Here is a 13,046-nt window from a genome sequence, read left to right on the forward strand (position 1 = left end):
CTCAATCCCTCAAGTATGAAAATTTGTCGCCTCTCTCCGCGATCCGTTCGTTAAGCCGCTCCACCGCCTGTTCAAGATTAAAGACACAATCCGCTCCGATCAGCCCCCTGCCCATTTCAATCAGCGTCATCGCCACAAAGGGCTGAATGCCGCTGATGATCACTTCGGCACCGAGCATCCGCGCCATACCGGCGGTATCGCTGAGCACGCGCGCCATGTACGAGTCGACGACATCGAGCGCCGAAATATCAATCGCGATGCCCAAAGCCTCGACTTCCGATATCTGGGCGACCACATCGCTCTGAAATTGCAGGACATCGTTGTCCGACAAGTCGATTTGCACCGAGGTCAATAAGATACGCCCGAGACGTAAAATAGGTATTTTCATGATTTGGCCTTTTCGTCAACGATACGGCAGCCAATCATTTTCAACGCTTCGGCCATACCGGCTCGAAGGCTGGCCCTACTGATCACGCCGTCGAAAGCAATACCGAGCTTGGTCAATGTTTGCGCGCCTTCCGGACTCAAACCCGTCATTACGACACGCGAACCGAGCAATTGCGCCGCATCGACGGCTTTCATAATGTGCTTCGCCACGCCGGTATCGAAAATCGGCACGCCGGTGACATCAATAATCGATACGGCTGCCTCATGCCGCGCGATCGCTTCGAGCAATCTTTCGGTAAATTGGCGGGCTCTTAAGGTATCGATCAACCCGATCAGCGGCAATAAAATCACTTGATTCCAAAGCAGCACGGCCGGACTCGACAATTCCAACAGCGATAAGCTTTGCTGAGCGATAATCTTTTCACGCGAGTCGACATAGGTCTCGAAAGTCAGCAAGGACAAACTATCCAGCAGATCGTCCAACGCGGAAAAGCAAGCAACCATATCCTTGACCGCAAGATCCGGTTCCGCAAGCGCACGCCGCATCAAGACTTTCTTCAACGAAATGACGTAACGTACCGTATCGGCTGGCGGCATGCCTAGTTTTGCGCATTTCGCGCTCAACTCGATCACCAGTCCGCCAAGCCTAGTTGTTTTATCGGCCCGAACGGCAGTAACGTTCGGATGATATTCCGTTAGCCATCGCACAATTTCATCGAACATGCGTTCGGCATATATTTTCCATGCATCGAGAGTCATCAAATGAGGCGTTCCCGCCACGATTTCGGCGATTTCAGCCATCCATTCCTCGGCGATATTTTCACGGTCGTGTAAAAACAATGTTTGGATAATCGATCGCGAATTGTCATTCATGAATTCTTCCCCTTAAGCCCACAACCTCGCGGACATCGTTGTCTATTAACCGTTATAGGCGGTATGTTCGAAAATTTTTCACCTTTTGAAAGCCGACTCGCAACGAAAATCCTCAACCCCGGCATTAAACCCTAAAACAATTCGAGTCTCGATAAAGCGCCATCCATATTCGCAAGGCCGGAAACATGGCATTCCTCTTCCTCCCGATAGCCTTTGAGTAATTCGCACAGCCCCGACAACATAGCCTTCGGTAACTTATCCGACGATGCTTCGCCTTCCTCCAGATAATCGGCCATCTCGCGAAAAATGGCTTCGCGCTGCTGCAATGTGTTGCGCATTCGCTCGATGCGTTGTCGCACAACGTCTTGAAATTGTATTTCACCCAACACTTCGCAAATATCCCTAGCCAAATTGGTGTTGTACTCAGTCATTACGTCCAGAACCGTCTTGTAAAACTGCCTCATATCCATATAGCCGTTACCTAGCTTTTTGATCGTAGCGATAACGTCTTCCGCATTCTTGATTTCATCGTTCATCCGATCACGATAAGTCTCGTCGAAACCTTCTTCCAGCGCTTTTCGTACACCTGACATCGCCGTTTCGATTTCCTGGGCGACAACGGCCGATGTTTGAGCAAGTTTTCTAACCTCGTCGGCAACTACGGCAAATCCTCGTCCGGCCTCGCCGGCTCTTGCAGCTTCGATTGAAGCATTGAGCGCCAACAAATTGGTTTGATCCGCTATATTGCCTATGACACCGATATTTTGCGTCATCGCACGTATCCGTTCAGTCAACTGACAAACCTTTTCTTGATCTTCTTTAATACGCGCCGGCATAACGCGCACTATATTTTCAATCACTTCGGTCTTTGTCTCGATTTCCTGTTGCATATCCGTGGATTCGAAGCTCGCCTTATCCAGATAATCGACCAATCGCTTTGCCGTCGCCGCCAACGCGCTGACACGTTCGATAATGCGATGCGATGCGTGTTCGGTATGATTTTGCACATCCTCTAGATTGGGGTGAATCAGCTGATCGAGATCGAGACTGACATTGATGAACTTCCCGCCATGACGGCACTTTTCCTGGAAAACTTCTGTCGACGCCATTTGTGCTTTCGTTTTTTCAACCAGCAATGTCAAGCGTTTGTTACTGTGCAAAAGCACCAGCCAAACCGGGATGCAAAGCGCGGTCACCGCTACCGAAAAACTTAAGAGAACCTGGTCGGAATCAGACAAAAAAAGTAACAACGCAGGCATAGTAAAAATGGCGGCGGCGATACTGAACGCCGCATTTTTTCGCACTGCGGCAAGCTCCCGGTCGAACTCGGCAAACAACCGTTCCGTATCATTCATTAGCACCCCCCGGATTTCATGCGCCCGGCAAAACTTGTTTAATGATCTTTAGCAGATCCGTACCTCCAACAGGCTTAACCAACCAACCGGTAGCGCCGTACTTTTTCGCTTCGTCGCGTTTGGCCTGCTGGCTTTCGGTCGTCAATACCAAGATCGGAACGAAACGGAGTGCCGGCAACTCACGTGTTTTCATGATCAAATCGATGCCGTTCATATTCGGCATATTGATATCGGTAATGATCAAATCGGGTTTGTATCCGGTTTTGAGTTTGTTCAGAGCCTTTACGCCATCATCGGCGCTTTCGACAGTGAAGCCGCCGATCTCAAGGCTATTTTTGACGCTCATCAGCATCGTACTCGAATCGTCAACGATCAATATTGTTTTTGCCATGTCATTCTCCTGGATTCTGTGGCCACAACTCGGTTAACCAATTGCATAATTCTTCGTTCGCAGGAAAAACCGAAACGGGCGGCTTAAACATCATCAAAACTTGTAAGATAGCCGTGTGTAGATGTTGACATTTTTCCAGAACCACAGGCTTGCCCGGGTTTATTTCAAGCCATTCCAATAAGCCGTCGGCTTCTTCGACGCCGACCACATCGCTAAATACCGCGCATTCATTTCGATAATCAATCGCCATCACACAAGCTCCTTCGGATTCAAAACCATGAGCACCGAACCGTCGCCCAATAGGGCGGAACCGGCATACGCATTCAATCCGCTCAAAATTCCATTTACCGGTTTGAGAATGATATCGACGGTTTCATGGAAATTATCCACCAATACGCCGACTTGCTCGCCACGTATTCGCACCACAAGCGCTGCATATTTATTATCGTCATCGAGTCGCTGCCGGGTACCGATTCCCAACAATCGGTTCAACGAAAGTAATGGCACTATACGACCTCGCAACACTGCTGCCTGTCTTTTTTTGATAACGCGTATCGCGGATTCGGATACTCTTACCGTTTCCACAACCGTATCCATCGGTACTCCAAAAATTTGGTTATTCGATTCGATGATCATGACATTTGTGACGGCCATCGATAGCGGCAATGAAAGCAATACTCGGGTGCCCTTGCCGTTGTCGCTTTCCATGACAACCGTACCGTTGACTTTTTCGACGGCATTGCGGACCACATCCATGCCTACGCCGCGCCCGGATATTTCAGACACCTTCGCCGCCGTGGAAAAACCGGCCGCAAAAACCAAATTGACAGCTTCGCGGTCGCTCATTCGCTCTCTTTCGATTTCATCGATTAAGCCTTTTTCATAAGCTTTACGCTTAACGATTTCCGGATCGACGCCCCGGCCATCGTCCGTAATTTCAATAACAACTCTATCCGACTCTTGGCCTGCGCGTATCGTCAATCGACCAGCTTTGCTTTTCCCAGACGCTTCTCTCGCATCCGGCTTTTCAATTCCGTGATCAAGACTATTGCGAATAATGTGTATCAACGGATCGGCCAAAGCTTCGACAATATTTTTATCAGCCTCAGTGTTTTCGCCTTCCATGACCAAAGTCACTTGCTTACCCAATCTTTTCGATATATCCCGCACGAGCCTGGGAAATCGTTGAAAGATAAACGATACCGGCAACATGCGCACTTGCATGATCGCATCTTGCATTTCCTCGGCGATGCGGTTGATGACGGCATATTCAGTTTTGATTTCACGCGCCAGTTCGCGGCTCCCGAATTGGTTTTCGGCGCGTAAGGCTAAATAAGGCAAGCTGTTTTTCGCAACGACCATTTCGCCGATCAAGGCCATCAATCGGTCGATTTTTTCTTGGTCGACTTTGAGCGTTTTAGGCCCGCAAATAACATCTTCAGCACGCCGACCGAATTTAGGCTCGAAATCGGCATTTTCTTCGAGTGCTGTCGATATAAGTGCGGTTTCAGGCGCATGCTTTTCGAGCCATTCCTGCAGGGGGGCCGACGTCTCATGTGCCAATGCATCATTTAATGCAGCTTCAATCATCGGGATCGAATCAATACGACCAAGCGCTCTATGAATTGCCGTCAAGGCGACCGCGACTGAGCGTAAACGGCCTTTCAACCATGGCACATCATCGGCCTGTGCCAATACGTCGCGTTGAGCACATAGAATTTCACGAAGCGCAATCGTCTGTTCTTCGGTGAGCGCTAAAACCTCCCCCTCCCCGAGTTCGTCCAAGGTCTGATCAGTTCTTTCGGCCTGAATCCCTTCAGGAAATTTAATGCGATCGAACGGTAATAGGTCCTCGGGAGTCAACGAAATTATTTTTACCTGTTCGGGAGTATATCGGAAAAGTTCTTGTAACTCGGACGCTTCCGCCCGACACAATATCCGGAATTTGAGGCCACATTGATAGGGGTCTATGTGTTTGATATCGAAATCAGGCGAGGTTACTTGTATAGAACGCCACACGATTTCGGGAATTTGTCTCACTTGAAAAAAAGGATCTTCGCCTTTGAAAAAACATTCCGATTCCGGCGCGTATTCGATATAGACTACCGGTAGGCTATCGTTCACAATGGCGCAATACAACCTTTTACGCAAATCGCTATCCAATTCGTTCGGCAACTTAAAAATGGTCGATCGATCGTTTTTTTGAGCCAAGCCTACAGCCTTATTCGATTCTTGTTTAGACTCGATCAAATGCAGTAGCGAAGCCGTCAACTCGACCGACATTCGCGCATGCTTGGAATCGATCTTTTCCGATGACTCGATTTCATCGAGTAACATGCCGCTAAAATCCATAGCTTCCAACAAACAATCGGCCATGCTTTCCGAATAGGACGCCCGATTATCGCGCACGGCATCCAGCAAATCTTCACAAGCATGTAATACACGCGTCATCTCGGGAAAATCGAATAGGCCGCTATTACCTTTGAGCGTATGAACCAAGCGAAATAATTCGTTCATAACTTGGGCGTTACCGGCTTCGGTTTCCAGGCGCATCAATTTTTCATTGATTTCCGGCAAAAAGTCGCGCGATTCGGAAATGAATTGCTCGAGCAATGGCGTCATGCAGCCTCCTCCCCAAGTAACAAACCGATATACGTCAACAATTCCTGTGGTTTCGTTGGCTTTATAATGTACAGGTTGGCCCCGGCCATGTATGCCTTATCCCTGTCGCTTTCCTTGGCTTCGGTCGAAACGATCATCGCCGGCGCTTGCGCGATATCTTGACTTCGCAGTTCTTTAATAAAACCGTAACCATCGAGTTTCGGCATATTGATATCGACCAGAAATAGGTCGAACGGCATAGACAGCGCTTTCTCGAGGGCTTCGATGCCGTTGATCGCTTCATCTGCCACAAAACCGGCCGATTCGATTATATTGCGATGATATAGCCGCACCGTAGCGGCATCGTCGACAATCAGAATGCGTTTCATATGTCCTCCTTTGGCTTTTGGTAGACGATTCCCTCTGGAAACTTACGTACACGAAAGAGCGAAGATATTCGGCTCATCGACTCCGAATGCCCCAGGCAGACAAATCCGCCCGGATTCAAAGCGTCGTAGAACGTATCGGCGGCCTGACGGCGTGACAAATCGTCGAAATAAATCAGTAGATTTCGACAGAAAATTACATCGAATTCGCGATATGCGCGAACCTCCATCGGATCGATCAGATTAACTCTGGTGAATTCCACGGCATCGCGTAAATCGTCACAGATCTGAAAACCATCGTTTTTAGGGACGAAATATTTTCTCAACAAATACTTGGGAAGATGCTGAACCGAACGATCCGTATAGTGGCCTCGTTTTGCGCTGGCTATGATATCGGTATCGATATCCGAAGAGATGATTTCAACATCCCACTGTTCGATACCCGGCCAATGCTCCAATAAATAGATCACGATTGAATAAGGCTCTTCGCCCGAAGCCGACGGTATAGACCAAATCCGTATCGGCCTTCGGTCATTTTTAGTATCTGTGATTTCGTTCAAAATGCTGTTTACAAGACAGTCGAATTGGTATGCCTCCCGAAAGAAATAGGTTTCGTTGACGGTCATCAAGTTGACTAATTTCTGTAACTCAAGGCCATCGCTGTCGAAACGCAGCATCATGAAATAATTTAGAAAATTATCGGATTGGGTAGCATTGATCCGTTCGATCAAACGCTTGTCGACGAAATAACGCTTCGAAACCTCGAATTGAATACCCGTTTTACGGTAAAAATATTCCCCGAATTTTCGAAAATCTTCATCATTGATTAACGTTTTCGTCATGGCGTCTCAACTTTATGTGATTCGATTCGCTTTGATTCGATACAATGCCAATTCCGCGGCAAATCGTATATACGGCTCGTCCGAAAATCTTGTTATAAAAACCTCCAACGCCGGTCGCGATTTTTCCGTAGCCAATTCGCAAAGCAAATCGACTGCAGCGGCACAAACATTAACGTGTGAATCTCGCTCGATGATATTTATCAACCATTGCTCCACTTTGGGATGACGCAACGATTCCAAAATATTCACGGCTAAAATCCGCACATCCGGATCGGGATCGACAAGCAATTGTTCCATCACCGGTACGACTTCCACAGTTATCGCTTTCATGGCTTCGATGACTTCATTGCGTAACGAGGCATCTTCGCTTCTCAAACAATCAGCCAATTCCTCTACAAATTCGGGAGAATCGCATCGAGTCAATGATGTCAAAATGACTTCCCTGACGCTCGAATCGCATTCCCGTTTTAGGCACGAAACCAGTGTTTGTGCGGCTTCAGGATAAAACGCCAATTCGCGTGCGGCCAAACGCCTGACATTCACGTCGCATGATTCCATCGCGTCGATCAATTCCGGTAACGCCCGATGAATCTGCTTTGTATCGTTATTCTGGGCATTCTCGATTGTTCGCTTTTTTACAATACTCATCATCCGTCGTTCTCCTAATACATTTCCTGACAATCACTTTCGCACTCCAAATTTCGGCATAAATCTATGGAGGTGCCGGGGTACTCGGCAAAGGCTTTGCCAGTCCCTCTCCTAGCATTGAGCGCAATGCCATTAAGGATTTGGCCGTAAATAACTTCCCTATTTTTCGGAGGGTTCGGTAACTCGATTGGCAGGTGTCGGCCGCAGGGAAAGCCGCCGTCAAGCCTACAAGGACGTATTCACGGCGTCCTGTCAAGCGAGTTACCGAACCCTCAACAAAGCTCATAGTTCCAGGACGTTATTTATCACGAAATCCTAAGTTAACCGGCCCACTGAACGATCTGATCGGCAATGCGCCCGGAATCGAGCACGACCGTCGCGCCGCCGCGTTTGATCAGTTCTGCCGGCATACCGAATACGACCGCAGATGCTTCCGACTCGGCAATCGTACGCCCGCCTTTTTTTCTGATTTCGGCAAAGGCATCGGCACCGTCATACCCCATCCCGGTCAACATGACGGCAATTACCTGTGTCGGCTCGTAATGCTCCAATACCGACCTGCCTAATAACTCGACCGACGGATGCCATAAATACTCAGGGGCTTCGGGTTTCGCCTGCATCGACAGACGGCCGACTCTCCGAGTCAATACGGCATCGGCGCCACCCTTGGCAATGTAAATCGTTCCGGCTTCGAGCGGTACAATTCTCGAAGCTTCGGTTACCTGTAACCGGCACAAGTCGTTCATTCGATTCGCAAAAGGCAATGTAAAGCTGCTCGGCATGTGTTGAGCTACTAGAATCGGCCAAGGAAAATCTTCCGGTAGTTGCGGCAAAATATCCTCCAAGGTTCTAGGGCCTCCGGTCGATACGCCAATGACGACCACTCCCGAATCAGCAGTTTCGAAATGTTTTTTGACTTCTTTCTGAGCCGGCTTGATCGCGTCGCGCTGAAAATTTTTTCCGCCCCTCGCGCATTTCGGTTTGGCCCGATAAGCCGCTCGCACTTTGTCGATAATTTCACGCCTGATCGCATCGATCGAAAGCGATATGGTTCCATCCGGTTTCGCGATATAGTCAACCGCACCGAGCGCCATCGCCTCGAAACTGGCCAAAGCGCCTTTTTCCGTCAGCGACGACACCATGACAACCGGCACGGGGCGTTCCGCCATCAACAATGCCAGGGCAGTCAAGCCATCCATTTCCGGCATATTGATGTCTAGGGTTACAACATCCGGTTTGAATGCCATATTTTCTTCCACCGCTTCCTTTCCGTTGCGCGCCAAACCTATCTCGAATCCGCCCTCCGCTTCGAACACAGCTGCCAAATGGCGTCTCATCAATGCCGAATCGTCAACAATCAATATTTTTATCATGCGCTACCCTGTACCTTTCATTATCGCCAATCTATATTGCCGCATTGAAACATTCATTGAGGGCCATCTTGCTTTGTCAACTCTTCCAATCCCTTCAAATCACGGCTTTCGATCAACCGTGTCGGTTCAATCAATTGAATCAACCTTTTTTGCTTTTCCAGATTAGCAACACGACTTATCAATTGCGCTTGCTCGTTGGACAAATGCGGTGACGGTTCGATGGTATTTTTCGAAATTTTCAATACTTCCGAAACCGAATCGACTATAAATCCCGTGCGAATGCCGTCTAACAAAAACACCATGATACGTTGTCTGTCGTTGCGTTCTACTGCCGAGAATCCCAATCTCAAGCGTTGATCGACGACCGGAAGCACCGATCCGCGAAGATTGATCACACCTTCGACAAAAGCCGGCGCCTTCGGCACATGCGTCAACGAATCTGGAACACGAACAATTTCCTGAACACTACCGATCGGCACCCCGAATTCCTCCTTGTCCAAACGAAAAACAACTACTTGCTCTTCGTCTTCGATAATCTCGGTCTCTTGGTTTTCGATAATCTCATTGTTGGACATGTTTTCGTTCTCGCGTAATTGATCCACAGTATTCAATGCTTCCTTGACCGCAGTATGCCGAAACATATTTCCGGCAGAGATAATCGAAACCAGTCGCGCTCCTCCGTCAAGACGACAAATTTCGGATATATCGGACAAATCGCCGTCGCGAGCGAATAGCCCCGGCATATTTTCGACATAAGCTTTACCGACGCGCAAAACCTCATTGACGCTATCCATTACCACGCCAACCGACGCCGTTCCCAACGATACGACAACGATACGGCTATGCTCGTCCGCCTTCAGAGCGGGCAAGCCGAACATGCAGCGCAAACTGACCAACGGCAACAGCCGGTTTCTCAGAGTCATGATCCCTAACACATGCGACTCGGAATTTGGAACCTGTACGATATGATCCGGTACTTGCACGATTTCCTGAACGTCCTCGATCGCTATGGCATATTCCTGTTCGGCTACGACAAAACTCACCAATTGCAACTCATCGCTTACCGTCTCTTCCATTTCAGCCGCTTCATTACCATAATCGCTTGATATTCCAACGGGCGACGCGGAACAATTCAATTCGGCGATATCTTTAAACTCTCGAATAATCAATTTTGAAAAGTCCAAAATCATGATCATTGCATGACCGCCGACATTCTTAAGCAATCCGGAAAGCAAATCGGTATCCACGGTTCCTTTGATCGAACCGACATCTTCGATGTTTTCGGGCTCTATGCCGACCACACTGGATACTTTATCGACCACAAAACCGAGCGGTTGTCCTTGCTTGATGACGACCGCACGAGTCGCATCATCGTATTCACGCTCTTGAAAACCAAATATTTTACGCAAGGAAATAATCGGCAAAACATTGCCTCGTAAATTGGCTAATCCCTCTAATGTTTCGGGAGCCAACGGCACGCGCACCACATGAGGAACTCGAATAATTTCTTGTACCGGTTCCATATCTACGGCAAAAACTTCTTTGCCGACGATGAAAGTAACAAACTGGCGAATATCGGAATCGGTATCTTTAACAACCGAGTCTTCAACTTTGGTTAGCTCCATCCGCTGCTCTAGGGTTTCTGTTGTCATGGCATACTCTCAGCAATATTTGGAAACATCTTAGGCACTTTGTAGTTCGTCGGCGAGCGAGGCAATTTCCTCGATTGCGGCGGCCAATTCTTCCGCACCCTGAGATTGCTGATTTGCAGCGGACGCGGCTTCAGACGCCGCTTTTTCGGCTTCTTGTGCGGCCGCTGCAATTTGATCGACTCCCGTTTTGACTTGACCGATCGCGGCCGCAATTTCATTGGCTGCCATTAAAATTTGTTGCGTACCTTGCTCGACACCTAAGATATCGGATTCGATGGTTACCAGACTGTCTGTAATCGTTTTGGCTTTTTCCACCTCGCTATGCGCAGAAATTGCAATCTCTTCCAAATCCTTTTCCACAACACCGATCTGATCTTGCACCGCTTTCACCAAATCCTTGATACGATCCGCATTTTCGGCCGAATCATGCGCCAAATTACGAATATCGGTTGCAACGACAACAAACCCCTTGCCGAACTCGCCCGCACGCGCCGCCTCTATAGAACCGTTGACCGCCAACATATTCGTTTGAATCGAAACGGTAGAAATCGCATCGACAATCTTGTCGATACGGCGGGACACCATTCCCAAATCTTTAATTTGTTTAATACAGGAGCGAGAAGCGCCGGCCGAATTGGAAATCCCTTCAATCAATGCATCGACGCTCGTCTTGTTGCCCGCCAACATATCTTTAATCGCATTGACCTTCTGGGTACTCGTCTCTGCTCGCCCTTGCGCAACTTCCAATCCCTTGTCGATTTGGCTTATAGCGGCTGCCGACTCTTCTGATCCGGACGCTTGTACCTGAGCGCCCTTACGGATTTGTTCTATCGCCGCCATGATCTGAGTACCAGAGCGATTGATTTCTTGAACGGCCGAAGACAATTGTTCGGCCGCCGATGCCACCTCTTCGGCACTCTTGGCAACGTCTGTCGAATTTTTCAGATCCTCCGCCAACTCCGACAAGCTTTGTGCGGCTTGTTCGCATTCCGCAAGCGCTTGGGCCTGTTCGGCGACCGTCTTAGCCGCTTCTTCTGCGGCAGCCGACTGTTCTTCGGCTGCCGCCGCAATGTTTTCCGAGCCTTTCAATGCCTGCAAAGCGGCTACATTCGATTGCTGAGCAACGGCCGCAATCTCACGAACCCCATTGATAATATCGATCGTATTCAGACGAATTTGCTCTAATTGTTCGGTAATGGCCTTGCCTTTTTCGACCTCGCCCTCGATGTTTTTGGCGGAATTATTGATGCCGTCGGCGATAATCTTGACTTCCTGTTGTATCTGCCCGACTAAGTCCTGTATCTGCTTGGCGCTTTTTTCCGAGGTTTCGGCCAACGTTCTTACTTCATCGGCGACAACAGCAAATCCCTTTCCATGTTTTCCGGCTCGAGCGGCCTCGATCGCCGCATTGAGCGCCAATAGATTGGTTTGATCGGCAATACGGGCTACGGCTTTGACGATATCGCCAATGTTGGCCGCCTGTTTTTCCAACTCAACCACCATTTCGACAGATGTCGATTGGCGTTGAGCGGCAATGCCCACATTATTAACAAGGCCCATGATTTCATCGCTGGTTTTCATGACCAAGGACTGTGTGGCATCCATTTTCTTTTGGCCTTCTTCGGCATTTTGCATTTGACGAGTAACCGCATCACCTACTTGCTTGAACGCGGTCAACGATTCGTGCGCGGCCCCCGATGCTTCTTCGGCGCCCGTAGCGATTTGGTCGGACGCGCGTTTAAGTTCCTCCGCAGCAGATGCTGCCTCATTGATGCCGGATGCAAGTTGACCTGTTGCAGCGGCTATCCGCTCAGCGGCTTGTTGCTGCTTGGCGAGAGTCCGCGCCTTTTTACGTTGAGCTTCCGCTTCACGCACTGAAACCGTCGATTGTTTTGCGCTATCGACAGCAACAACATGAGCTTGTGAAATATTTTTTTTTACTATGGCCATCGGTGGGTCTCCTTAAAACGCCGGACTTGCTAAATACGGCAATCATCTATTAGCATTCGGAAAAAATTACATTTCTGTCGAGTTGTCTTCAAGCCGCTATCTACCTTAGATTTGCTTTTGACCGAATATCATTTTGAGCTTCTATACCTTTCGCACTTCAAATTTCGCCAGTGCCTGAAAAGGCAACGGAGTTCAGGCAAAAACTTTGCATGCATGAATGCCGACACAGTGCCTGGAAGTTTATACGGCGCTCTTTTGACAGGAACCCCAACACCGAATTTTGATCTGCGATGGATACAGTTTCCCAATTAAGCTCTACGGAAACAATCAGCGATATCAGATTTACCTATAGGTATTTTCTTACCTGATTACGTAGAACCATCAGCCAAATCAGGAGTCGAATGGACTATGAAATACTAAGGAACAAGCATGAAATAACTTCGACAACTGTTAGAAGAAGGTTCGGTGGCTCGATTGACAGGTGTCGGCGGCAGGGAAAGCCGCCGTCAAGTTTACATGGATGTATTCACGGCGGTCCTGAAGCGAATCACCGAACCTCCGCAAAGCCTACTACTTGTAGCAGTTATT

General features: G+C 48.7%; 12 protein-coding genes. All 12 read right to left on the reverse strand.

The genetic code is table 11. The features are described 5' to 3' along the window. Position 1 precedes the first annotated feature (1 nt). Positions 2–388 carry an STAS domain-containing protein gene (locus EQU24_RS10610; RefSeq protein ID WP_017839529.1) on the reverse strand — a complete coding sequence of 129 codons (387 nt, stop codon included), beginning with the start codon at positions 386–388 and terminating at the stop codon, positions 2–4. Next, the gene (locus tag EQU24_RS10615) at positions 385–1,260 is read right to left on the reverse strand and encodes an STAS domain-containing protein (RefSeq protein ID WP_017839528.1); all 876 of its coding nucleotides are present in this window, start codon (positions 1,258–1,260) and stop codon (positions 385–387) included. Before EQU24_RS10615 ends, EQU24_RS10610 begins: the two co-directional genes overlap by 4 nt. Positions 1,261–1,391: 131 nt before the next feature. Beyond that, positions 1,392–2,615: a methyl-accepting chemotaxis protein gene (locus EQU24_RS22965; RefSeq protein ID WP_017839527.1), complete on the reverse strand. Its 1,224-nt coding sequence runs from the start codon at positions 2,613–2,615 to the stop codon at positions 1,392–1,394. Between the two features lie 16 nt (positions 2,616–2,631). Beyond that, on the reverse strand, positions 2,632–3,006 hold the full coding sequence (locus EQU24_RS10625) for a response regulator (RefSeq protein WP_017839526.1): 375 nt from the start codon (positions 3,004–3,006) through the stop codon (positions 2,632–2,634). Between the two features lies 1 nt (position 3,007). Then, positions 3,008–3,256, reverse strand: coding sequence for a hypothetical protein (locus EQU24_RS10630; protein WP_017839525.1), 249 nt, complete (start codon positions 3,254–3,256; stop codon positions 3,008–3,010). Continuing rightward, a complete protein-coding gene (locus EQU24_RS10635) occupies positions 3,256–5,628 on the reverse strand; it encodes a chemotaxis protein CheA (protein ID WP_017839524.1) in 2,373 nt (790 codons plus the stop codon). The genes EQU24_RS10630 and EQU24_RS10635 overlap by 1 nt, the downstream gene beginning before the upstream one ends. Further along, positions 5,625–5,996: a response regulator gene (locus EQU24_RS10640; RefSeq protein WP_017839523.1), complete on the reverse strand. Its 372-nt coding sequence runs from the start codon at positions 5,994–5,996 to the stop codon at positions 5,625–5,627. The genes EQU24_RS10635 and EQU24_RS10640 overlap by 4 nt, the downstream gene beginning before the upstream one ends. Beyond that, a complete protein-coding gene (locus EQU24_RS10645; RefSeq protein WP_017839522.1) occupies positions 5,993–6,835 on the reverse strand; it encodes a CheR family methyltransferase in 843 nt (280 codons plus the stop codon). Before EQU24_RS10645 ends, EQU24_RS10640 begins: the two co-directional genes overlap by 4 nt. 12 nt (positions 6,836–6,847) lie before the next feature. After that, on the reverse strand, positions 6,848–7,486 hold the full coding sequence (locus EQU24_RS10650) for a HEAT repeat domain-containing protein (protein ID WP_017839521.1): 639 nt from the start codon (positions 7,484–7,486) through the stop codon (positions 6,848–6,850). A gap of 317 nt (positions 7,487–7,803) precedes the next feature. Next, a complete protein-coding gene (gene cheB, locus EQU24_RS10655; protein WP_017839520.1) occupies positions 7,804–8,856 on the reverse strand; it encodes a chemotaxis-specific protein-glutamate methyltransferase CheB in 1,053 nt (350 codons plus the stop codon). A gap of 53 nt (positions 8,857–8,909) precedes the next feature. Beyond that, positions 8,910–10,508: a chemotaxis protein CheW gene (locus EQU24_RS10660; protein WP_138767147.1), complete on the reverse strand. Its 1,599-nt coding sequence runs from the start codon at positions 10,506–10,508 to the stop codon at positions 8,910–8,912. A gap of 30 nt (positions 10,509–10,538) precedes the next feature. Next, positions 10,539–12,458, reverse strand: a complete 1,920-nt coding sequence (locus EQU24_RS10665) for a methyl-accepting chemotaxis protein (RefSeq protein ID WP_017839518.1) — start codon at positions 12,456–12,458, stop codon at positions 10,539–10,541. Between the last annotated feature and the right edge of the window lie 588 nt (positions 12,459–13,046).

This window comes from Methylotuvimicrobium buryatense, from assembly GCF_005931095.1.
In the GTDB taxonomy this organism is placed as follows: domain Bacteria; phylum Pseudomonadota; class Gammaproteobacteria; order Methylococcales; family Methylomonadaceae; genus Methylotuvimicrobium; species Methylotuvimicrobium buryatense.

Coding starts and splice junctions, on each gene's coding strand:
- EQU24_RS10610 (WP_017839529.1), bottom strand. CDS start 388: ATGAAAATACCTATTTTACGTCTCGGGCGTATCTTATTGACCTCGGTG.
- EQU24_RS10615 (WP_017839528.1), bottom strand. CDS start 1,260: ATGAATGACAATTCGCGATCGATTATCCAAACATTGTTTTTACACGAC.
- EQU24_RS22965 (WP_017839527.1), bottom strand. CDS start 2,615: ATGAATGATACGGAACGGTTGTTTGCCGAGTTCGACCGGGAGCTTGCC.
- EQU24_RS10625 (WP_017839526.1), bottom strand. CDS start 3,006: ATGGCAAAAACAATATTGATCGTTGACGATTCGAGTACGATGCTGATG.
- EQU24_RS10630 (WP_017839525.1), bottom strand. CDS start 3,256: ATGGCGATTGATTATCGAAATGAATGCGCGGTATTTAGCGATGTGGTC.
- EQU24_RS10635 (WP_017839524.1), bottom strand. CDS start 5,628: ATGACGCCATTGCTCGAGCAATTCATTTCCGAATCGCGCGACTTTTTG.
- EQU24_RS10640 (WP_017839523.1), bottom strand. CDS start 5,996: ATGAAACGCATTCTGATTGTCGACGATGCCGCTACGGTGCGGCTATAT.
- EQU24_RS10645 (WP_017839522.1), bottom strand. CDS start 6,835: ATGACGAAAACGTTAATCAATGATGAAGATTTTCGAAAATTCGGGGAA.
- EQU24_RS10650 (WP_017839521.1), bottom strand. CDS start 7,486: ATGATGAGTATTGTAAAAAAGCGAACAATCGAGAATGCCCAGAATAAC.
- cheB (WP_017839520.1), bottom strand. CDS start 8,856: ATGATAAAAATATTGATTGTTGACGATTCGGCATTGATGAGACGCCAT.
- EQU24_RS10660 (WP_138767147.1), bottom strand. CDS start 10,508: ATGACAACAGAAACCCTAGAGCAGCGGATGGAGCTAACCAAAGTTGAA.
- EQU24_RS10665 (WP_017839518.1), bottom strand. CDS start 12,458: ATGGCCATAGTAAAAAAAAATATTTCACAAGCTCATGTTGTTGCTGTC.